The organism is Pigmentiphaga sp. (assembly GCF_033795525.1).
Lineage (GTDB): Bacteria > Pseudomonadota > Gammaproteobacteria > Burkholderiales > Burkholderiaceae_B > Pigmentiphaga.
The window spans coordinates 1-20,654 of sequence record NZ_JARYGM010000006.1 but is presented as its reverse complement, the minus strand read 5'-3'; the positions used below and the strand labels follow the sequence as shown (position 1 = coordinate 20,654).

Here is a 20,654-nt window from a genome sequence, read left to right as displayed (position 1 = left end):
GCGGACGTCAGCCCTCCAGCAAGGGCTCCGTACGTATGAAGGAGGGGCGGGATGCCACGGCGCCGTACCAGCCGGCGAGCCGCGGTACCTGGCTCCGCCAGTCCAGCGAGGCGAAGCGGAAGTCGAGATAGCCCAAGGCGCAACCCACCGTGATGTGGCCAATGGCGAACGGCGCATCATCGAGCGCGGGCGTCTCGTCGTCGAGCCGGCGCAGCGCGGCCTAGGTCTTGGCGCGGAAGGCCTGGGCCAGCGGCTCCAGGCGCTGGGCCTGCGCGCGCTCGTTTTCGTTGCGCCAGAGGATGAGCGCATCCAGCAGGCCATCGCCCAGGGCATGCCAGCGCAAGGCCTGCCACTTGCGGGCACCGCGGGGCGGAAACAGCGTGCCGCCTGCCAGCGTGTCGAAGTACTCGCAGATCACGACGGAATCGAACAAGGCCGAGCCGTCCTCCAGTACCAGCGTAGGAATCTTGCTGAGCGGATTGTCCCGCATGATCTGCGGGTTGGGCCGCAGCATGGCCGCCACCGACCGCACGAGTTGCAGGCGATCCGCCAGTTGCAGTTCGTGCGCGCAGACCATGACCTTGCGCACATAGGGAGACTTGGGCGACCAATGCAGCTTCATGCGCCGTTCCTCAGATGACGCCCGCTCCGCGCAGCGCTTCGATGGCCGCGGCGTCATAGCCGAGTTCGGCCAGGATCTCGGCGCTGTGCTGGCCCAGCAGGGGCGGGGCCGCAAGCGGGGATGGCACGGCATCGGCAAACCGCATCGGACTGGCGACCTGCGGCACCCGTCCCCCGCCGGGATGTTCCGTATAGCGCAGCATCCCGCGCGCGGCCGTTTGCGGTTCTTCGAACACTTCGGCTACCGAATTGATGGGTCCGCACGGCACGCCTGCCTGGTCGAGCAAGGCAATCAACGCCGCGCGCCGGTAGCGGCCGAACGCCTCGTGCAACAACGGCGACAGCTCGTCGATGTGGCGCACCCGTTCTGCATTGGTGGCAAAGCGTTGGTCCTGCGCCCACTCCGGCCGGCCGAGCGCCTCGCATAGTTTCCGGAACTGGCCATCGTTGCCCACCACGAGGATGATCTCGCCATCGGCGCAGCGGTAGACGTCCTGCGGCTGGATATTGGGATGGGCATTGCCGTTGCGCCGGGGCGTCTTGCCCGAAACGAGATAATTCATGGCCTGGTTGGCCAGCGTAGCCACCTGCACATCGAACATCCCGATGTCGATGTATTCGCCCTGGCCGGTCTCGTTCCGCCTGGCCAGCGCGGCCAGCACGGCCACCGCTGTGTACATGCCGGTCATCAGGTCGACAATGGGTACGCCCACCTTCTGCGGACCGCCGCCCGGCCGGTCATCGCGCTCGCCGGTCACGCTCATGAGCCCGCCCATGGCCTGGATCAGGAAATCGTAGGCCGGCTGGTCGCGCCGCGGGCCGGTCTGGCCGAAGCCCGTCACCGAGCAATAGATCAGGCGCGGGTTCAGCGCCCGCAGCGATGCCTGATCCAGGCCATAGCGCGCCAGCGTACCGACCTTGTAGTTCTCCAGCAGGATGTCCGCGCGGGACGCCAGCTCGCGCACGATGCGCTGGCCCTCCGGCGTGTCCAGCCGCACGGTAATCGAGCGCTTGCCGCGGTTGACCGCAAGGAAATAGCCGGCCTCCCGCGTGTCCCGTCCCTGCGCATCCTTGAGAAACGGGGGCCCCCACGTACGGGTATCGTCGCCGCAACCTGGCCTCTCCACCTTGACGACCTCGGCGCCCAGATCGGCCAGGGTCTGGCTGGCCCATGGCGCGGCCAGGATGCGGCTCAGGTCCAGGACTTTGACGTGCGACAGCGGGCCCGTCGATCGATGCATACATTCCTCCGCGTGGCGCGATGGCCGGTCGGCCAGGCCGCCGCCCGCGACATCGCCGCAGTCCCGGACTCTAGGGGCGGGACGCGCGCTTGCCTACTGCCTGCCCCGGCAAGGCTGCAATGCGTCCGCGCGCATAACGCCGGCGCGCCGCCGGTATATCCCGCGCGCACAAGCAGAAATGCGCAATCGGTATGCGTCGCGCATCGCGCCGGCCGGGATAATGCCCAGGCAAAGGGGATCCGGCCCATATCGCCCAGGCCCCGTCAGGACAAGGAGACCGGCCCGATGGAGCAAGCGCGGCAGCAAGCGGGACAGGGGTCCCGCCTCAGGATAGGCGTGGCAGGCGCCGGCGCCATCGGCGGCTTTCTGGCGGCGCGCCTGGCCCTGGCTGGCCACGAGGTAAGCGTGCTGGCCCGCGGCGCCACACTGGCGGCCATACGTACCCGGGGCATCCTGCTCGACAGCGGAGGTACCCGCGTCGAAGCTAACGTGCGCGCCAGCGACGACCCGGCGCAACTGGGCGTCCAGGACGTCGTGATCCTGGCCGTGAAGGCGCCGTCGCTTCCCGGCCTCGCGCCGGCGATCGCGCCGCTGCTGGGTCCCGGCACCATCGTGCTGCCCGCGTTGAACGGCGTGCCGTGGTGGTTCTTCCCGCCCGGCGCGGGCGGCCCGCTGGCCGGACGCCAGCTGCGCACGGTGGATCCGGATGGCCGGCTCGAACGCGCCTTGCCCGCGGCCCATATCCTCGGCCTGGTCGTATTCCCGTCGTGCTCCTGCCCGGAGCCCGGCACGGTGGTCCACGCCTCGGGATCGCGCCTGGTGGTGGGCGAACCGGCCGGCGGCATGACCCTGCGCGCGCAAGCGATGGCGCGGCTGCTGGCCGACGCCCGCTTCGAGGCATCGGCCAGTCCCGATATCCGCCGCATCGTATGGGAAAAACTCCTGGGCAACGCCTGCTTCAATCCGGTCAGCCTGCTCACCGGCTCGCATACGGATCTGTTGATCGACGATGCCGGCGTCAACCGATTGTTCCAGGCCATGATGCACGAACTGCTGACCATCGGCCGCGAGCTTGGCATAGCGCTGGACATAGAGCCGGCCGACCGGCTCGCCGTCACCCGCAAGCTGGGGCACATCAAGACCTCGATGCTCCAGGACGTGGAAGCGGGCCGGGCGGTAGAGCTCGACGCCATCCTTGGCGCCGCCGTAGAGATAGCCGCCGAGCTGCGCGTGCCGGCGCCCCTGCTGGATACCGTCTACGCGCTTGCGCGGGTACGGGCTCAGCGGCTGGGCCTGTATCCCGTGGCCCGAAGTTGACGGCCAGGCCATAGCAGCTTTGCACGCGGGTGCCTATCGACGTGCCGGGGCGCCCGCTACCATCGCTCGAAATTGAAAAATGCCCTCACGCCAGGCCCCGCGCTCAAGAGGCGCCTTTGGCTGGGGGCGGCCGATGGCAAAAAAACCGGCGGCCCGAGCCGCCCGAGAGGAAACCTCCATGCGCGTCCGACTTCTTGCGGCATGCCTGACCTTGACCGGCGCCTTCGCGAGCTACGCGATGCCGGCGCACGCGCAGTCCGATGCGTGGCCCAACCGGCCGATCCGCTTCATCGTTCCTTTCCCAGCAGGCGGCCCTACCGATGCCTATGTGCGAACGATCGCGGGTCCGCTGGGCGACGCGCTCAAGCAGCCGGTCGTCGTCGAGAATCGCGCCGGTGCCGGCGGCTCGATCGGCATGGCCGCCGTGGCCAAGGCGCCGCCCGACGGCTATACCGTGGGCCTGGGCGCGGGCGGCGCGCTGATGGTGCTGCCGCACCTGATGAAGATCGGCTACTCCGTGCAGCAGGACTTTGCCTATGTATCCAGTCTCGCGCAGGTACCGGCCGTCATCGCGGTCAATGCCAGGTCCGGCATCTCCGACATGGCCCGGTTCCTGGAACGGGCCAGGCGCGCGCCGGGCAAGATGAACTACGCCAGCGCGGGAACCGGCACGCTGGTCCACCTGGCCGGCGAGCGCTTCAAGCGCGAGACCGGCGTCGACATCGTCCATGTGCCCTACGCCGGCGCCGCGCCCGCCATCACCGACCTGCTCGGCGGACAGGTGGAATCCATCGTGTCGGACCTGACGCCGGTGCTGCCGCACGTGCAATCGGGCGCGATCCGGATACTGGCCGTCACCAGCGAAAAACGTTCGCCGCTGCTGCCCGATACGCCCACCATGGTGGAGCTCGGCTACCCCGGTGTCGTACACGCGACCGAGTACGGGGTCGTGATGCCGGCCGGCACCCCCGCTCCCATCATCGAGCGGCTGCAGCGCGAACTGGCCAGGATCCAGGCCACGCCGGCCGTGCAACGGGCATACGCGCAAATGGGCACGCTTGCGGTCTCCAGCACCCCCGAGCAATATCGCAAGAACGTCCTGGCGAGCTACGACACCTGGGGACGATTCATCAAGGAAACCGGCATCTCGCTCAACTGAATCGGATGTACCCAGGAGGATCCTTCATGCCGCACCCCGCTTCCACCGGCCAGACCATTGCCCAGAAAATCCTCGCCCGCGCGGCGGGCCGCGATGCCGTCACCGTCGGCGAGTACGTCAACTGCGTGCCGGACCACGTCGTCACGCAGGAGATGGTCTGGCCCATGCATAAGCGCAACCTCGACAAGATCGGTGCAAGGCGCTTCGCGCGGCCCGAGAAGGCCATCATCGTCATCGACCATACGCCGGCGGCCGCGACGGGCTCGCCCCATGCGGCGACGCACCACATGCTCAAGCAACTGACGCAGGATTACGGCGTCGAGAACTTCTATGGTCCCAATACCGGGCTGCGCCACCTGGTGCTGGTCGAGCGGGGCTACGCGCGACCCGGCTCGCTGGTCTTTTCCGATGAAGGCAACATCGCTTCCATCGGCGCGGTAGGCGCGCTGAACATTCCCATGTCGACCGACGTGCTGGCGCCGCTGCTCAAGGACCAGCATTGGGTCTGCGTGCCCAAGACCATCCGCATCGAGCTGGCGGGCAGCCTGCCCTTCGGCGTGACCGGACGCGACCTGGTCCAGACCATCATCCGCGACCACGAGGAAAAGGGCACCTTCCTGCAATGCTGCGTGGAATACGGCGGACCGGCGCTGGCCGGCCTGAGCCTGGACGACCGCCAGGCCATCCTGGCCTCCACCTTCCACACCGGCGCCGACACGGCCATCATGGACGTCGACGACCGCGCGCTGGCCTATGTCGAGGAGCGGGCCGGCGGCCGGCCCTACCAGCCGGTGCGCAGCGATCCGGACGCGGAGTATGCGGCGGTCTTTGCCTACGACCTGTCGCAGTTGACGCCCATGGTCACGATTCCACCGACCCAGAGCGGCGCAGTGGACATCGCCCAGGCGGCGGGCCGGCGCATAGACCAGGCAACCGTGGGATCCTGCGCCAACAACCGGCTTGACGACATGCGCGCCGCGGCAGCCGTGCTGCGGGGCAGGAAAATTGCGCCGCACGTGACCATGTACATCTCGCCGGGAAGCCAGAACGTCTACGCGGCGGCGGCACGCGAGGGCCTGCTCGAAATCTTCGCGCAGGCCGGCGCCGCAGTGCTGTCGCCGGGCTGCAATACCTGCTGGGGCTACCTCGGCGTGCTGAGCGGCGAAGAAGTCTCGATCACGACCCACCAGTTCAACTACCAGGGCAGGAACGGCAGCACGGCGGCCTCGGTCTACCTGGCCTCTCCCTACACCGTCGCGGCTTCGGCCGTGGCCGGCGAAATTACGGACCCGCGCCCCCTGCTCGCGGGCCGCATCTGATACCCGGGCACGATCATGGACAAGAACGCTTCTTCGGCCCGCACCTTGCGGGGACGGGTCTGGAAATTCGGCGACCAGGTGTGCGGCGACGACGGCATCATCGAATTCGCAGCCGTGCGCGACGGATTCGGCAAGCCGTTCGACCTCGACCTGCTCCGGCAGATGTGCTTTCGCAAATTGCGCCTCGAATTCCCCTCGCAGGTGCAGGCGGGCGATCTCGTCGTGGGGGGCAGGAATTTCGCCCACCACAATCACGTGGAAGTCAGCGTCGCGCTCAAGGCATCGGGCATTGCGGCGGTACTGGTGGAATCGTGCGAGTCGGGATTCATACGCCGCGCACTGAGCCAGGGCCTGCCGGTATTGATCGCGCCAGGCATCACCGACGCGGTCGCCGACGGCGACATCATTGCAGTGACACCGGCCAGCGGTGCCATCGAACTGGCCGATGGCCGCATCCTCCAGTCGCCCGCGTTTTCGCCGCAGATGGTGGAAATCTGGGAAAGCGGCGGGCTGGTCAATGCGCTGGCGCGGGAGTTCGCCGGCGCCTAGGCACCGGCCGCGGGGATGTACTGGACCGTCCGCTTGAAGGATGCCCGCTCGCCCATGCGGTCGGCCCAGTCGCTCAGCCTGGGACGGGAAGCTCGCCAAGCGAGGTCGCCAAAGCGGAAATCGGCATGGCCGAGGGCGATGGCAACCCCTATGTGCCCGATATCGAAAGGCCGGCGCTCCAGTTGCTGAATCGAAGCTTCAAGGGCGTCCAGCGTGGCTTGCGTCTTGGCATGGTAGGCGGAAAGATGGGCTTGCGACTGCAAGGCCGGATCGCGCTGCCGTTCGTTGTTCCACAAGATGAGGATGTCGGTCAGGCCATTGCCCAGCGCATGCCAGCGCAAAGCCTGCAGCCGCTCCGGAAATTCCGGCGGGAACAGCCCGCCCTTGCCGAGATGATCCAGATACTCGCAAATCACGAGCGAATCGTAGAGGCATTGGCCGTCGTCGGTCACCAGGGTGGGGATCTTGCCGAGCGGGTTGTCGCGCAGCACGTCGGGATTCACGCTCGAGAGCGAGACGATGGAGAGCTGAGTCTCGATGGAGGCCTCCAGCCCTGTCTCGATGGCCGTCACCATGACCTTGCGGACGTACGGCGAGCGGGTGGACCAATGCAGTTTCATCTTCTTTCCGTGACGGGCGATGTCGTGCGGGGCAGTATATCGCCACGAAGCCGGACCCACGCACCGCCAGGCCACCCAAGCGCGCCGCATAGCTGCTGTGCCGGGATGGTGATAGCAACGGCCGCCGCGGATGGTTATAGTCCGAGCCAGAGCCGCCCATGGAGGAGCGGCCCGCGCCGCCGCAGGGGAGACACATGCCTATCAGCTACGACCTGGTCCGGTCGGTCAGCGCGCAGCTCTACGAGCGGGCGTTGAAGAAAATCCCGGAAGACACCAAGAAGGCGCTGCGCGAAGCCAGCGGGCTCGAGCGCAACGACGTGGCGCGAGGGACCCTGCGCATCATGCTCGAAAGCGCGGACGCGGCCGAAGCCAGCAATCACTTCGTCTGCTCGGACGCGGGAATACCCGTGTATTTCGTCGGCATAGGCACACGGGCCAGGCTGGACGGCGACATCAAGCGTGCGTTCTCGGACGGCTTCGACGACCTGGTGGCGAACATCCAGCCGCCGCTGCTGGCCCACGTGACCAATCCGCTGACCAACGAACGCGGCTACAAGGGCAAGGACATGCCCATCGTCACCTTCGACCTGATCGACGGGGCGGACTACGTCGATATCACCTGTTCACCCAAGGCCTTGGGTTCGGGCCGCTGGGCGGCGCTGGAGATATTCACTTTCCCCAGCCTCGAAACCATAGAGCGCTATGTGATGGAAGTCATCCTCAAGGCCGGCTCCCAGCACTGCCCGCCCGTCGTCATCGGGGTAGGCATAGGCGGCACCTTCGACTATGCCGCCAAGCTCGCCAAGCAGGCCACGCTGCGGCCGATCGGAACGGCCAACCCCGAGCCGGTGCTGGCAGCAATGGAAAGCCGGTTGAAAGAGGCAGCCAACGCTACGGGCTTCGGCCCCATGGGCACGGGCGGCGACAGCACCGCCATGGCGGTGCACGTGGACTATGCCGCCGGCCACGGCTTCACGCCCGTGGCGGTGTGCTTCAACTGCTGGATCAATCGCCGTACCCGGGCGCGCCTGCATGACAGCGGCCAGGTCGAAACGATCGAATGACCTCGACGCCGCACGAAAAGGAAGCGTAGCCGTGAACACGATACGAGCGCTGGAACTGCCGTTGGCCGAAGACCAGGTGCGCTCGCTCCGGGTGGGCGAGCAGGTCCGCCTGTACGGTGAAATCGTGCTGACCGCCGGGATGCCGACCCACGAACGGATCATCGACCTGCTCGAGCGGAAAGCGCCGCTGCCGACCGACCTGCAAGGCGCGGCGCTGCTGCACCTGGGCAGCTACAGCCGCGAAGTGGACGGCCGGTTCGAAGTCCTCTACCTGAACCCGACCACGAGCACGCGGTTCAACGGTTTCATGCCGCGCCTGATCCGCGGCCTGGGTCTGAGGGTGGTCGGCGGCAAGGGCGGCCTGGACGCAGCCGGCGTGCAAGCCATGCGGGAAACCGGCTGCGTCTACCTGTCGTTCCTGGGCGGCGGCTGTACGCTGCTGTCCGAGGCGATACGGGAAGTGGTGTCGGTGCACTGGAACGACCTGGTGCACCATTACCGGCTGGTGAAACTGCGGGTGGAGGGCCTGGGGCCGGCGACGGTAGGGATCGACGCCCAGGGCAACAGCCTGTATGGGCATCTTGCCGAAGACGCGCGCGCAAGGCTGCCTGGAATCCTGGCCCGGCTGGACGCCAGACGGGCGCAAGCACCGTCCTGAGGATGCGCCGGCGGCGGTAGCCGCGCGCCATGGCCAGGCTCCTTTCACGCCGGATCGAAGATCTTGCCGCACGCGAGCCATATGAATATGATGCGGGCCACAGCCCACGGATGAGCTCGAGATCGCAATGAGAACAGCAGTCCGCGCCCGAGCCGCCTTGCTCGCATGTCCCGCCTTGATCGCTGCACTCCTATCGGCCGGTTGCGGCGGCGGTGATGATCCGGTTGACCGGAAAAACCAGGCTGCGACGACCGTACCGGTTGCAGCGCCGGATTGGCAGGCATGCGAGACCCTATTCCCCGGCAGCGGGGTCAGTTCGCAGGTCGACGGCGATCGTTACGAATGCGCCGTCATCAAGGTCCCGCTCGATTATGCCGATCCCGGCGGCAAGACCGTCGACCTGGCATTGCGACGGCGGCCTGCCGGCGATGCCGCGGGAAAGATCGGATCGCTCGTCATCGAGCCCGGCGGTCCCGGTGGCTCCGGTGTGGCGGCCGTGCCCGATTTCGTCAGCAAGCTTTCGGAAGAGGTGCGGCGCAAATTCGACATCGTCGGATTCGACCCCCGGGGCGTCGGCCTCACCCGGCCATCCGGCGCCCCGCCCGGCTCCGCCGCCTTGCCCTGCGGTGGGGCGCTGGCCGAATATTTTTCCCACGACCTGGCCGATACCGGCGCCGCGGCGTCCCAAGCACTGGACGCGGCAGCAGCCGGCTACGCCGAGACGTGCCGTGACGATGCGATTTTCCCGTTCATGGGTACGATGAACGTGGTCCGCGACGTGGAAGTACTGCGCCGCACCGTGGGCGACGCCAAGCTGACTTATCTCGGCGTCTCTTACGGCACCGAAGTGGGCATCGTCTATGCCGACATGTACCCGTCCCATGTCCGGGCCATGATCATCGACGGCGTGGTCAACCCCGCGCAATCCGGGGACACCATACTCGTGAACCAGGCGATTTCCTGGGAAAGGGGCTTGAGGGAGTTCTTCTCATGGTGCGCCGCCCAGGCGGACGTGAACGCATGCGCCATCCGGGACGACCCGGAAGGCAAGTTCAAGACCATGCTGGCGCAGGCGCATGCGGCACCGGCAAACATGGACTACCACGGCCGGCCGATACCGCTCTCGACCGGTTGGCTGACCCTGATTTCCGCATTGAGCATGTATGGCGGCGATCCGGCCGGGTACCAGGGAATCGCGACCGCGATCGGCGCGGCGGTGCAAACGCCGCCCGACTGGACGGTGCTGGCGGCGGCGGCCTCTGCCCAGGCGAACACCGATTCGCTGGGGCCGGCCGTATGGACGACGTGCATGGACCAGCCCTTGCCGGGCGGTATCGCTTTCGAAAGTATCGTCGCGCGGGCAGCCGCAGAAGCGCCCCTGACCGGCGCGGTGCAAGCCAACATCAACCGACCGTGCGCCCATCTGCCCGTGCCTGCGGACCCGGTCCCCACGAACTACAAGGCGGCCGGCTCGCCACCGATCATGGTCTGGGGAACGACCGGCGACCCGGCCACGCCCCTGCAAAGCTCCATAGACGTGGTGGCCCAGTTGGACAACGCATCGCTGTTCGTCTTCGAGGCCAACCAGCACGTAGCGATGGGCGGCGGACCGGGCAAGAAAGCGTGCGTGGTCGACGTCCAGTCCGATTATCTTCTTACGGCCAAGCTGGTGCCCCAGGCCAGCCCTTGCGACGGCCGCTAGGACGCGGCCTGCTCAGCGCGGGGAACCGGATCCGGAAGGCGGCTCGGCGCCCGGCTGCCGTTGCAGCATGGGGCGGTGGAAGATCTCGCCCAGCGCGGCATAGAACGGGCCGCCGAGCCGGGCGATGGGACGCATCGCGGCGCTGTTGACGCGGCGGCCGTCGTAGATGTCGGGCGAGAGATGGAAGGCCACGACCTGCCCGATGTACAGGGTGTTGACGCCCTCCCCCAATGCAATGGCCTGGTCCAGGCGGCACTCCATCTGCACCGGCGTCGAAGCGATGCGCGGGGGCTGGACGTGGTGGCTGGGAATGAGCGGGATACCCAGCGCTTCGGGCTCGCTGATCTCGGGCGGATACTCCGCCGCACTGGCATGCATGATCTCGAGATCGGCCTCGGTGGCGACGTTGACCACGAACTCCCGCGTTTCCACGATGTTGCGCGCGGTGTCCTTGAGTTCCCCGTCCAGGGTCGAGATGTTGACCGCCAGCATGGGCGGCCGGGTTGCGACGTAGTTGTACGAGCTGAAAGGGGCGGCATTGACCCGGCCGCCTGCGTCGCGCGTGGTGATCCAAGCGACAGGCCGCGGGACGACACAGCCGACGACAAGCCGGTAGGCATCGGCGGGGTCCAGTCCTTCGCCGTCTACTCGAATGAATTCTTTCATGTTCTCTGTTTCCGGTACCGGCGCCGGCCAAGCCGGGCCGGCAGTCATTATTTGACCAGCATTTCCAGCGCGCCGAGCAATTCCGTCATCGCGGCCTTGTCCTTCTGCGCGAAGGCGGTGACCTCTGCCGGCGTCATGTTTTCAATGCTACCGTCCTGCTGGGCGAGGAATTGCCGGTGCGCGGGCTCGGCGTTGATCGCCGTGAGCGCCGCGCTGAGCTTCTGGATGATAACCGCCGGCGTGCCGCGCGGGGCGACCAGCGCATACCACGTCGAGATCTCGTTCCAGTTCTCGACCCCGGCCTCGCTCATGGTCGGCACCTCGGGCAGCAACGACGAGCGGCGCATTCCCGTATAGGCCAGCGGCTTTAGGCGGCCGTCCTTGATGAAAGGCAGGGCGGGCGACACGCTCAGCATCCCGAGTTCGACCTGGCCGCCGAGCAAGTCTTGCAACGCGGGCGCGGCACCCTTGTAAGGCACATGGGTGATGTCGATGTTGGCCCGCCGGCGCAGCATCTCTCCGGCCAGATGCGTCGGCCCGCCCGTTCCCGCGGAGGCGAAATTGAACTTGCCGGGCTGCTTGCGTGCCCGTTCGACCAGGTCCTGCAAGTTGTCGATGCCCAGCTTGGCATTGGCCACCAGCACCACCGGCTGGTTCGCCACCAGGCCGATGAAATCGAAGTCCTTCAAGCCGTCATAGGTGGTGCGTTCGATCAGCGGCCCGACGACGATGCCGGGCGACGTGCCCATCAGCAGGGTATAACCGTCGGGCTTGGCGCGCGCCACATAGCCCGTGCCGACCATTGCCGCACTGCCGGCCTTGTTTTCGACCACCACCGGCTGGCCCAAACGCTCTTTCAGCCGCGCAGCCAGTTCCCGGGCCAGCGTGTCGGCCGGGCCGCCCGGCGCGTAGGGGTTGACGAGGGTGATGGGACGATTGGGATAGTCCGACTGGGCATGGGCGGCAGGCAGCAGGCATAGTGCGGTCGCCAGACAGCCCAACAGGCGTGCAAGAGCGCGTTTCAAGGTCGTCTCCATAGGTTGTTTATGGTTATCGCCATGGAGCCGTAGCCGGCATGGCGTTGCGACCTACTATAGAAGCGCGCCTCCCGCCTTCCCAGGACTGCGAAAGGCAAAGCTGATATGTGCGGCAGCGCAAGCGGCGCAGGCGCTTATCCGCCCGGCTCCTGCAGCCGCAGCGACTTGGCGAGTTCGCTGATCCGCCCTTTGGTTTCCTCCACCAGCCCGCCGATTTCCCCGGCCGACTTGGACGACCGCATCGCCAGCTTGCGGACCTCGTCGGCCACCACCGCAAACCCGCGGCCGGCGTCGCCCGCCCTGGCGGCCTCGATGGCCGCGTTCAGGGACAACAGGTTGGTCTGGGCCGCCATTTCGTTGATTACCGCCACAATCTGGCCGATCTGCTCGCTCGAGGCAAGCACCGAGTCCATCGCGCTGTGGGTCGTTTCGCGTTCCTCATGCTCGGCCTGCACGTTCTTGACGAACGCGGTGTAGGCAATCTTGTCGTCGAGCCGGATCTTCGAGAGCGACAACAGCGCCCACACGCGGGTGCCATCCTTGCGTTCGATGGACACTTCGCGGCGGGTGCCGACGATCTTGTCCACGCCGGTATCGCGATTGGCGTTCACCAGGCGGTCGTGATCGCCCTGGATGGCCTGCGGCACCAGCATCTTGACGTTCTGGCCGATCACTTCGTCGCGACGGTAGCCCCACAGCTGTTCGGCCGCCTCGTTGAAGAACGTGACGCGGTTGTGCTGGTCTATCGTGACGACAGCGTCCAGCGCCTGCTCCAGCGCCTGGTTCATCATCTCGCGCGCTTCTCTTTCGCCGGTAATATCCTTGACGAAAGCGGTGTACGTGATGCGATCGCCCACCCGCACCCGCGACAGCGACAGGTTGCCCCAGACCGTAGAGCCATCCTTGCGCTCGATGAGGACATCGCGGCTGGTCCCCACGATCTTGTCGACGCCGGTGCGCCGGTTGGCATCGACATAGCCGTCGTGCAGCGCCTGGATAGCCTGCGGCACCAGCATCTTCACATTGCGGCCGATCACCTCGGAACGCGCGTAGCCCCATAGGCGTTCCGCGGCCGAATTGAAGAAGGTGACTTTGTTGTCGCCGTCGATGGAAACCACCGCGTCGAGCGCCTGCTCCAGCGTCTGGTTGATGACTTCCCGGACTTCGCGCTCACGCGAAATGTCCTTCACGAAGGCCGTGTAGAGGATGCGGTCTCCCACCCGTATCTTGGACAACGAGAGACTGCCCCAGACGCGCGTGCCGTCCTTGCGCTCGACCTCGACCTCGCGGCTGGTGCCCACGATCTTGTCGTTGCCCGTCCGGCGATTGGCGTCCACGTACTGGTCGTGCTCGGCCTGTATGCCTCGGGGGACCAGCATCTTCACGTTGCGGCCCAGTACTTCCTCCCGCGCATAGCCCCAGAATCGCTCGGCGGCGGCATTGAAGAAGGTAATGTTGTTGTGCTCGTCGATCGAGACGACGGCATCGAGCGCCTGCTCCAGCGTCTGGTTGATGGTTTGCCGCGCCTCGTACTCGGCGGTGATATCCCGCACGAAGGCGGTGTAGGTCACGCGCTTGCCGATACGCACACAGGACAAGGACAGGCTCGCCCAGACCTTGCCGCCGCCCTTGCGTTCAAGCTGCACTTCCCGGCTGGTGCCCACGATCTTGTTGCGGCCGGTTTCCCGGTGCGCGTTCACGTAACCGTCGTGCGCGGCGCGGATCGCCTGCGGCACGAGCATCTTCACGTTGCGGCCCATCACCTCGGCCCGGGTGTAACCCCACAGCTTTTCCGCCGCGGCGTTGAAGAAGGTCACATTATTGTTCTCATCGATGCTGACCACCGCGTCCACGGCCTGCTCCAGCACCTGGGTCGAACGATCCGAACGAAATTCCAATACACGCGCCAAACGATTGCCGGATCCCGACACACCGATCTCCTGTCGACCACTGTTTCAACATGACGATTGTCGACCCGCGATGCTCGACAATCGGTCCCATGCGTTGCCGCCGCGAAGCGCCGGCAACGCAACTCGTTCTCGGCGGTGGCGGGGCGCGGAAGGACCCGGGGAAACCCTGGTAGGCCGGGGGCCAGCTCAGCCAGGCTGCGCAGGACGCAACACCCTGGCGGCGAAACGTTTTGCAGGCGCAGCATTTCACAGGAGGAGCACCGGCGACGAGCGGACGCCACGGTAGCGGGTGGCGCAAAAAAAACCGGCTGGGATGCCGGCTTTTTCTGAAGCGTGGGCGCCGGCAGGGCCGGCTCCCGTATTACGCGAGCTTGGCGAGGGCGGCGTTGAATGTCGCGCTGGGACGCATTGCCTTGCTGGTCAGCTCGGGGCTGGGACGGAAGTAGCCGCCGATATCGTTCGGCTTGCCCTGCACCGCGCCCAGTTCGGCCACGATCTTGGCTTCGTTGTCCGCCAGCTCCTTGGCTATCGGCGCAAACGCGGCCTGCAGGTCCTTGTCCTGGGTCTGCTCGGCCAACGCCTGCGCCCAATACAAGGCCAGGTAGAAATGGCTGCCCCGGTTGTCCAGGCCGCCGACTTTGCGGGCGGGCGACTTGTCCTGGTCGAGGAACTTGCCGGTGGCCTCGTCCAGCGTGGTAGCCAGGACCTTGGCCTTGGGGTTCTTGTAGGCGTCGGCCAGGTGCTCGATAGAGGCGGCCAGGGCCAGGAACTCGCCCAGCGAATCCCAGCGCAGGAAGCCTTCCTCCAGGAATTGCTGGACGTGCTTGGGCGCCGAACCGCCGGCACCGGTCTCGAACAGGCCGCCGCCCGCCATCAGCGGAACGACGGACAGCATCTTGGCGCTGGTGCCCAGTTCCATGATGGGGAAGAGGTCGGTCAGGTAATCGCGCAACACGTTGCCGGTGACCGAGATGGTATCCAGCCCCTGGCGTATGCGCTCGACCGACAGCTTGGTGGCTTCGACCGGCGAGAGGATCCGGATGTCGAGACCGCTGGTGTCGTGGTTCTTCAGGTACGTGTTGACCTTGGCGATGATCTGCGCGTCGTGGGCGCGGTTGGCGTCCAGCCAGAACACGGCCGGCACGCCGGTCGCGCGGGCGCGCGTCACGGCCAGCTTGACCCAGTCCTGGATCGGCGCGTCCTTGGTCTGGCACATGCGGAAGATGTCGCCGGCTTCCACCGACTGCTCGATCAGCACCTTGCCGGCCTCGTCGACCACGCGCACCGTGCCGTCGGCGGGGATCTGGAAGGTCTTGTCGTGCGAACCGTATTCCTCGGCGGCCTGCGCCATCAGGCCGACGTTGGGCACGGAGCCCATCGTGACCGGATCGAACGGGCCGTTCTTCTTGCAGTCTTCGATCACGGCCTGGTAGACGCCGGCATAGCTGCGATCGGGAATCACGGCCTTGGCGTCGTGCAGCTGGCCATCGGGACCCCACATCTTGCCGGACTCGCGGATCATCGCGGGCATGGAGGCGTCGATGATGACATCGCTGGGCACGTGCAGGTTGGTGATGCCCTTGTCGGAATTCACCATGGCCAATTCCGGACGCTTGGCGTATTCGGCCTTGATGTCGGCCTCGATCTCGGCCTGCTTGTCGGCCGGCAGTTCCTTGATCTTGGCGTAGAGATCACCCAGGCCGTTGTTGGCGTCGAAGCCCACCTGCTTGAGCGCATCGGCGTGCTTGGCCAGCACGTCGGCAAAGAATACCGACACCACGTGGCCGAAGATGATGGGATCGGAGACCTTCATCATCGTGGCCTTCAGGTGCACCGAGAACAGCACGCCCTGCTTCTTGGCTTCCTCGACCTGCGCGGCCAGGAAGCTGCGCAGCGCCTTCTTGCTCATGACGGCGGCGTCGACGATCTCGCCGTCCTTGACTGCGGTCTTCTCTTTGAGCACCTTGGTCGCGCCATCCTTGCCGACCAGCTCGATGCGGACGTTGCCGGCCTTCTCGATCAGGGCCGACTTCTCGCTGCCGTAGAAGTCGCCGCCATCCATGTGGGCCACGTGCGACTTCGAGTCGGCGCTCCAGGGCCCCATGCGGTGCGGATGCTTGCGGGCGTAGTTCTTGACCGACAGCGGCGCGCGGCGATCGGAATTGCCCTCGCGCAGCACCGGGTTCACCGCGCTGCCCTTGATCTTGTCGTAGCGGGCCTTGACGTCCTTGTCGGTGTCGTTCCTGACCTCGTCCGGATAGTCGGGAAGCTTGTAGCCCTTCTGCTGGAGCTCCTTGATCGCGGCCTTGAGCTGCGGGATCGAGGCGCTGATGTTGGGCAGCTTGATGATGTTGGCTTCGGGCTTGGTCGCCAGCTGGCCCAGGTAGGCCAGGTCGTCCGAGATCTTCTGCTCGTCGGTCAGGTAGTCGGGAAAGGTCGCGATGATGCGCCCGGACAGCGAGATGTCGCGGGTCTCGACGTCGATGCCGGCGGAACGGGTGAAAGCCTGGACGATGGGCAGCAGCGAGTACGTCGCCAGTGCCGGCGCTTCGTCAGTGAGGGTGTAGATGATCTTCGACGGTGTAGACATTCTTTATTGAATCTCACTCGATAACGGAAGTAGCAGAAACTCTCGGGCAACTCGGGCGGGGCGGCATCGCGCCGGCCCGGGCGGCGCCACCCTGCGGCACCCCTTGCTCGAAGAATCGCGTCCTCGCGAATGCCGGACGGGCCGGGCCGCGAACGAGCCGGCCCCGGGGCTTTCACAAATGTGGGTAGAGATTTTAGCACCGCCTCCGCGGCTCGACCGGCGGGCACGGCGCTTGCGCAGGGCAGCGCCGGCGGGCGCGGCAGCGCATCCGCCTCCAAGTATCCACTTTCCGGGAGATCTTCTATGCGCGCCATTCTGCTCTGGCTCTTGGGCGTTCCCATTCCCATCATCATCCTGCTCGCCTTGTTCTGGAACTAGCGCGTAACTCAAACCACAAAAAAGGCCACGTCATGGAAAACGCTACGTCCGTTGGTAATTCTTACGTCTCAGGACCCGCCGGCGCGCGGGTCCAGGAGTCCCCCGCCTCGGCGGTGTCCTGGGGCGCCGTCATTGCGGGCGCCGTCATTGCCTCTGCGGTTTCGTTCATGCTGCTCGCCGGCGGCTCCGGACTGGGCTTCGTGTCGATGTCCCCCTGGTCCGGCGAAGGCGTGTCGGCCGCCACCCTCGGCATCGGCGCCGTCATCTGGATGATTCTGACCCACATCATTTCGTTCGGGCTGGGCGGCTACATCGCCGGCCGGCTGCGCACGAAATGGGTGGGCATCCATAACGACGAGACCTACTTCCGCGATACCGCGCACGGTTTCCTGGTCTGGGCCCTGAGCGCCGTCGTCAGCGCCATCCTCATCGGCTCGGCCCTGATATCGGCCGCGGCCGGCACTGCCCGGATGGGCGCGTCCATCGCCGCGGGCACCGGCACAGCGGCTGCCGCGGCCGCCGGCCAGGCGGTCCCCGACGGCGGCCAGGGACTGCCGACGGAATACTTCGCCGACCTGCTGCTGCGGGCCGAACAGCCCAATCCGGCCGGTGACCCCGCGGCGGCCCGGGCCGAGGTAGGCCGTATCGTGGCCGCCAGTCTCGGCCGCGGCGAGATCAGCCCCGAGGACCGCAGCTACGTGGCACGGGTGGTATCGGCCCAGACGGGTGTCGACCAGCCTACCGCCGAAAAAAGGGTGGACGAGATCATCAATCGCGCCCGGCAGGCGGCCGAACAGGCACGGCAAACAGCCCGCGAAGCGGCCGACACTGCGCGCAAGGCGGCCGCCGGCTTTGCCCTGTGGGCGTTCGCCTCCATGCTGATCGGCGCCTTCGTCGCCAGCTGGATGGCCATGGTGGGCGGCCGCGGCCGGGACGACATCGTCTAGCCGGGCCTTGGGGGCGCGGGCTTGAAGCTCAATCCAGCTTGATATTGAGCGTCGCTATCCACCTGCCCGCCTGCTCGTAGTCGGCGCGGGTCCGCTCTGCGAATGCCTGCGCCGATCCGCCGACGGGGATCTCCCATTGGGAGCGGAACTCGTCCCGGACGCGGGGCTCCGCCAGGATGGCGTTGATCTCACGATTCAGCTTCTCGACGATGGCGGGAGGCGTGCCGGCCGGCGCGAATACGCCATACCAGGTCTGCACGTCGATCCCGGCCACGCCCTGCTCCGCGAGCGTCGGTACATCGGGCAGCAAGGGCGAGCGGTTCGTCTGGGCGAGGCCCAGGGGCACCATTTTGCCGGCGGCCACGTGCGGCCAGAGCGAGCCGGGCACGCCATAGATCAGGTCTATGTGGCCACCCAGCATGTCGGTTATGGCGGGGGCCGTCCCGCGATAGGGAACGTGAGTCAGCCGGACTCCCGCCTCGCGATTGAACAACTCCCCCGCGATGTGCATAGGCGAACCGCTGCCCGGGCTGCCGTAGGTCAGGGCCCGCCCCTCGCGGGCCTGGGCGACCAGCCCCCGCACGTCCTTGACGTTCAGCGACGGCCTGGCGGCCAGGATCAGCGATCCTTGCGATAACTGGATGATGGGCGCGTAGTCCTTGACGACATCGGGCATCGTCGCCTTGGGCAGCAGCCGGGCCGCGATGAACAAGGTGTTGGGCGCGACCAGCAGCGTATAGCCGTCGGGCTGAGCCCGGGCAACGTGCCCGGCCCCTATCATGCCACTGGCTCCCGGCTGGTTCTCCACCACGAAGGGCTTGCCCAGGCGGCTCGCCAGCCGGCCCGCGATGACGCGGCCGAGAACATCCGTGCCGGCGCCTGCGGGATAGCCGATTACCACCGTCACCGGCCGGGCGGGAAAATCGGCCGCAGACGGCGCCTGCGCGTGGCCCAGGGGCGCGAAGACGCAACAGAGCAATGCGATGAATCCATAACGTTTCACGGGCACCTCCGGCCGGGACAAGAAAAAGCGGACGCCTCTCATGCAGGCTCCAGTGCACGATCGACATCCGGCGCCCGCCGGGCCAGGATGTCCTGCTCCATTTCATTCGCATAGGCCTGCTTGGCTTGGCTGTCCTCCTCGGCAGGCAATGCCGGGGCCGGCCGCGTCAGAGCATAACCATAGGTGTGACAGGTGCCATCCCCTTCGCGTCGCGCGCCCTTGGGCTTTTCGCCAACCTGGACCGCCCGTATGCCTGCCCGCAGCTGGCGGCGGAACAGCGCGATGCCGGCATCGGCCGCGGTGAGGTTTTCATTGTCGTGGATGGCCATCGGCCCCTGGCCCACCCAGGCATCCCAGTCGCCGGGCACCCGGTGACGTTCCTCGTAGCTGCGTTCGCCGGTCTGGCCGAAGGTGATCGTGGCCAAGTAATCGGCGCGCGCCTTCTCGCTCCACTTGGGCGAAAGGTGCAACCACCCCATGTGCATGGCGTTGAAATCGTCATTGGGAACGATCCAGGTCGACAAGCCCAGGCCGTGGCTGGACGGTAACTGGCGGCGATAGCGCAATTCGACCGACTCCCGCTGGCCGGGCGCCCCCGCCATGTTCTCCGGAATGGCATCGCCCAGCCGGATGCCATCGGGAACCCGCGCCATATTGGGCAGAATGAGTTCGTTGACACGGCAGTAGTAGAGATCGTGCACGCGGCGGACACTGGTGGTAATTTGCCCGATCGGTGTCTCGCAGGCCTGGATCACGGGCAGGTCGTAGGCATAGTCGCCGAACTGCTGCACCTCGAACATGGAATGCAGGAAGGTCAGGTGGATGGGATCCTGTGTGTTCTCGCGCAATTGGAGCCAGTTGCACGGGTTGTGCCAGCAGAACGGCAGGTACTCTTCCTCGTCGCGGTGCATGAAGTCGTAGTCGGGGAACGGCGGCTTTTCGTCGGGCGGTCCCATGTACGCGAAAACCAGTCCGCGGAATTCCTGCACGGGATAGGCTCCATGCCACATGCGCTGGGCCAGCGTGCCCGGAACGCGCTCCCCCGGCACATCAAGCAGCGCGCCATCCACGCCGTAGTGCCAGCCATGGTAGGCGCAGCGCAGGCCATGGTCCACGATCAGCCCGAACTCCAGCGAGGTACGGCGATGGCTGCAATAGCGCTCCAGGAGTCCCAAGTGACCGGTCTTGTCGCGGAACAGGACCAGGTCCTCGCCCAGTATCCGGATCGGCACCGGCAGGTCCCGCACGTCGCGCGCCAATGCCACGGGGTGCCAAAAGCGGCGCAGGTACTCACCGCAAGGCGTTCCCCGCCCGATCTCGGCCAGCTCGCGGTCGGGGGCGGACGACGCCTGGCGCTCGTAGCCGCCATAAGGCCGGGTGGCATTGCGGACGGAATGCTTGCTCATGTTCTCCTCGACGATCGGAATGGCGTGGAAGTATTGTCAAATCCGGCACTAGTAGGCACAAGGCAGGCACGGGTCAATAGTGCTGTAGGCAAACGTGGCGTAATGGCGCGATATCGCAATGGACCAGACCAAGCAGTTGGAATCTTTCGTTGCCTCGGTTGCCCTGGGCAGCTTCTCGGCGGCCGCGCGCGCAGAAGGCGTGGCCGCCAATGTGGTGCGGGAACGAATCGACGCCCTCGAATCGCGCCTGGGCGCCAAGCTCCTGCACCGCAACACGCGTGGCTTGCGGCTGACGGACAACGGCGCGCGCTTCTATGAGGCGTGCCGGGCGATCCTGGCCGACCTCGAGCAGGCCGAGACGGCCGTTTCGGCCCACGCATCCGCACCTAACAGGCCGTTGAAAAAGTGGGCATCGAACGCATCAGGGACGCTGTTTTCGAAGAAACGAGTGGCCCAGACGCGTCTGC

Annotated in this window: 19 protein-coding genes; 9 read left to right on the top strand and 10 right to left on the bottom strand. The window is 66.4% G+C overall.

Features of this window, described 5'->3' with window-relative positions; all coding sequences use genetic code 11:
- Positions 1-7: 7 nt before the first annotated feature.
- The 3 genes from QHC78_RS21155 to QHC78_RS15130 are packed head-to-tail and all read right to left on the bottom strand — an operon-like array spanning position 8 to position 1,862.
- Positions 8-214: a glutathione S-transferase C-terminal domain-containing protein gene (locus QHC78_RS21155; RefSeq protein WP_413816473.1), complete on the bottom strand. Its 207-nt coding sequence runs from the start codon at positions 212-214 to the stop codon at positions 8-10.
- 6 nt (positions 215-220) lie between these two features.
- A complete protein-coding gene (locus QHC78_RS15135) occupies positions 221-622 on the bottom strand; it encodes a glutathione S-transferase N-terminal domain-containing protein (RefSeq protein ID WP_319745960.1) in 402 nt (133 codons plus the stop codon).
- A 10-nt stretch (positions 623-632) separates the two neighbouring features.
- The gene (locus QHC78_RS15130; RefSeq protein WP_319745958.1) at positions 633-1,862 is read right to left on the bottom strand and encodes a CaiB/BaiF CoA transferase family protein; all 1,230 of its coding nucleotides are present in this window, start codon (positions 1,860-1,862) and stop codon (positions 633-635) included.
- A gap of 285 nt (positions 1,863-2,147) precedes the next feature.
- Here QHC78_RS15130 and QHC78_RS15125 point away from each other — a divergent pair, with 285 nt between their 5' ends.
- From QHC78_RS15125 to QHC78_RS15110, 4 genes are all read left to right on the top strand, one after another.
- The gene (locus tag QHC78_RS15125; protein WP_319745956.1) at positions 2,148-3,179 is read left to right on the top strand and encodes a ketopantoate reductase family protein; all 1,032 of its coding nucleotides are present in this window, start codon (positions 2,148-2,150) and stop codon (positions 3,177-3,179) included.
- Between the two features lie 178 nt (positions 3,180-3,357).
- Positions 3,358-4,338 carry a Bug family tripartite tricarboxylate transporter substrate binding protein gene (locus QHC78_RS15120; RefSeq protein WP_319745954.1) on the top strand — a complete coding sequence of 327 codons (981 nt, stop codon included), beginning with the start codon at positions 3,358-3,360 and terminating at the stop codon, positions 4,336-4,338.
- Positions 4,339-4,364: 26 nt separating this feature from the next.
- Positions 4,365-5,657 (top strand): 3-isopropylmalate dehydratase large subunit, encoded by a 1,293-nt coding sequence (locus QHC78_RS15115; RefSeq protein WP_319745952.1) that lies wholly within the window; start codon positions 4,365-4,367, stop codon positions 5,655-5,657.
- A 15-nt stretch (positions 5,658-5,672) separates the two neighbouring features.
- A complete protein-coding gene (locus tag QHC78_RS15110) occupies positions 5,673-6,206 on the top strand; it encodes a 3-isopropylmalate dehydratase small subunit (RefSeq protein ID WP_319745951.1) in 534 nt (177 codons plus the stop codon).
- Here the strand turns inward: QHC78_RS15110 and QHC78_RS15105 are convergent.
- On the bottom strand, positions 6,203-6,826 hold the full coding sequence (locus QHC78_RS15105) for a glutathione S-transferase family protein (protein WP_319745949.1): 624 nt from the start codon (positions 6,824-6,826) through the stop codon (positions 6,203-6,205). The genes QHC78_RS15110 and QHC78_RS15105 overlap by 4 nt on opposite strands.
- 194 nt (positions 6,827-7,020) lie before the next feature.
- Between QHC78_RS15105 and QHC78_RS15100 the strand changes: the two genes are divergently transcribed.
- The 3 genes from QHC78_RS15100 to QHC78_RS15090 all read left to right on the top strand — a co-directional run bounded on the left by QHC78_RS15100 (position 7,021) and on the right by QHC78_RS15090 (position 10,250).
- On the top strand, positions 7,021-7,890 hold the full coding sequence (locus tag QHC78_RS15100) for a fumarate hydratase (protein ID WP_319745947.1): 870 nt from the start codon (positions 7,021-7,023) through the stop codon (positions 7,888-7,890).
- Positions 7,891-7,921: 31 nt separating this feature from the next.
- The gene (locus QHC78_RS15095) at positions 7,922-8,548 is read left to right on the top strand and encodes a fumarate hydratase C-terminal domain-containing protein (protein WP_319745945.1); all 627 of its coding nucleotides are present in this window, start codon (positions 7,922-7,924) and stop codon (positions 8,546-8,548) included.
- 127 nt (positions 8,549-8,675) lie between these two features.
- Entirely contained in the window at positions 8,676-10,250 is a 1,575-nt protein-coding gene (locus QHC78_RS15090; protein WP_319745943.1) for an alpha/beta fold hydrolase, read from the top strand.
- 12 nt (positions 10,251-10,262) lie between these two features.
- On the opposite strand, the gene QHC78_RS15085 is transcribed toward QHC78_RS15090, so the two are convergent.
- The 4 genes from QHC78_RS15085 to QHC78_RS15070 all read right to left on the bottom strand — a co-directional run bounded on the left by QHC78_RS15085 (position 10,263) and on the right by QHC78_RS15070 (position 16,453).
- Complete coding sequence (locus QHC78_RS15085; RefSeq protein ID WP_319745941.1) at positions 10,263-10,916, bottom strand: flavin reductase family protein; 654 nt, start codon at positions 10,914-10,916, stop codon at positions 10,263-10,265.
- 47 nt (positions 10,917-10,963) lie between these two features.
- Positions 10,964-11,941, bottom strand: a complete 978-nt coding sequence (locus tag QHC78_RS15080) for a Bug family tripartite tricarboxylate transporter substrate binding protein (RefSeq protein ID WP_319745939.1) — start codon at positions 11,939-11,941, stop codon at positions 10,964-10,966.
- Positions 11,942-12,087: 146 nt separating this feature from the next.
- Positions 12,088-13,851 (bottom strand): PAS domain S-box protein, encoded by a 1,764-nt coding sequence (locus QHC78_RS15075; RefSeq protein WP_319745937.1) that lies wholly within the window; start codon positions 13,849-13,851, stop codon positions 12,088-12,090.
- Between the two features lie 373 nt (positions 13,852-14,224).
- Entirely contained in the window at positions 14,225-16,453 is a 2,229-nt protein-coding gene (locus QHC78_RS15070; protein ID WP_319745935.1) for an NADP-dependent isocitrate dehydrogenase, read from the bottom strand.
- Between the two features lie 410 nt (positions 16,454-16,863).
- On the opposite strand from QHC78_RS15070, the gene QHC78_RS15065 reads away from it, so the two are divergent.
- Positions 16,864-17,778 (top strand): hypothetical protein, encoded by a 915-nt coding sequence (locus tag QHC78_RS15065; RefSeq protein ID WP_319745934.1) that lies wholly within the window; start codon positions 16,864-16,866, stop codon positions 17,776-17,778.
- Positions 17,779-17,806: 28 nt separating this feature from the next.
- Here the strand turns inward: QHC78_RS15065 and QHC78_RS15060 are convergent, their stop codons facing one another.
- Positions 17,807-18,781 (bottom strand): Bug family tripartite tricarboxylate transporter substrate binding protein, encoded by a 975-nt coding sequence (locus tag QHC78_RS15060; protein WP_319745932.1) that lies wholly within the window; start codon positions 18,779-18,781, stop codon positions 17,807-17,809.
- Positions 18,782-18,819: 38 nt separating this feature from the next.
- Positions 18,820-20,187, bottom strand: coding sequence for a Rieske 2Fe-2S domain-containing protein (locus QHC78_RS15055; RefSeq protein ID WP_319745930.1), 1,368 nt, complete (start codon positions 20,185-20,187; stop codon positions 18,820-18,822).
- 118 nt (positions 20,188-20,305) lie between these two features.
- Between QHC78_RS15055 and QHC78_RS15050 the strand changes: the two genes are divergently transcribed.
- Positions 20,306-20,654, top strand: a 349-nt coding sequence (locus QHC78_RS15050) for a LysR family transcriptional regulator (RefSeq protein ID WP_319745928.1), incomplete at its 3' end; no start/stop codon positions are given.

What these genes read in the sequence shown, in the direction of transcription:
- QHC78_RS15135 (WP_319745960.1), bottom strand. Translation starts at nt 622, where the DNA reads ATGAAGCTGCATTGGTCGCCCAAGTCTCCCTATGTGCGCAAGGTCATG.
- QHC78_RS15130 (WP_319745958.1), bottom strand. Translation starts at nt 1,862, where the DNA reads ATGCATCGATCGACGGGCCCGCTGTCGCACGTCAAAGTCCTGGACCTG.
- QHC78_RS15125 (WP_319745956.1), top strand. Translation starts at nt 2,148, where the DNA reads ATGGAGCAAGCGCGGCAGCAAGCGGGACAGGGGTCCCGCCTCAGGATA.
- QHC78_RS15120 (WP_319745954.1), top strand. Translation starts at nt 3,358, where the DNA reads ATGCGCGTCCGACTTCTTGCGGCATGCCTGACCTTGACCGGCGCCTTC.
- QHC78_RS15115 (WP_319745952.1), top strand. Translation starts at nt 4,365, where the DNA reads ATGCCGCACCCCGCTTCCACCGGCCAGACCATTGCCCAGAAAATCCTC.
- QHC78_RS15110 (WP_319745951.1), top strand. Translation starts at nt 5,673, where the DNA reads ATGGACAAGAACGCTTCTTCGGCCCGCACCTTGCGGGGACGGGTCTGG.
- QHC78_RS15105 (WP_319745949.1), bottom strand. Translation starts at nt 6,826, where the DNA reads ATGAAACTGCATTGGTCCACCCGCTCGCCGTACGTCCGCAAGGTCATG.
- QHC78_RS15100 (WP_319745947.1), top strand. Translation starts at nt 7,021, where the DNA reads ATGCCTATCAGCTACGACCTGGTCCGGTCGGTCAGCGCGCAGCTCTAC.
- QHC78_RS15090 (WP_319745943.1), top strand. Translation starts at nt 8,676, where the DNA reads ATGAGAACAGCAGTCCGCGCCCGAGCCGCCTTGCTCGCATGTCCCGCC.
- QHC78_RS15085 (WP_319745941.1), bottom strand. Translation starts at nt 10,916, where the DNA reads ATGAAAGAATTCATTCGAGTAGACGGCGAAGGACTGGACCCCGCCGAT.
- QHC78_RS15070 (WP_319745935.1), bottom strand. Translation starts at nt 16,453, where the DNA reads ATGTCTACACCGTCGAAGATCATCTACACCCTCACTGACGAAGCGCCG.
- QHC78_RS15065 (WP_319745934.1), top strand. Translation starts at nt 16,864, where the DNA reads ATGGAAAACGCTACGTCCGTTGGTAATTCTTACGTCTCAGGACCCGCC.
- QHC78_RS15055 (WP_319745930.1), bottom strand. Translation starts at nt 20,187, where the DNA reads ATGAGCAAGCATTCCGTCCGCAATGCCACCCGGCCTTATGGCGGCTAC.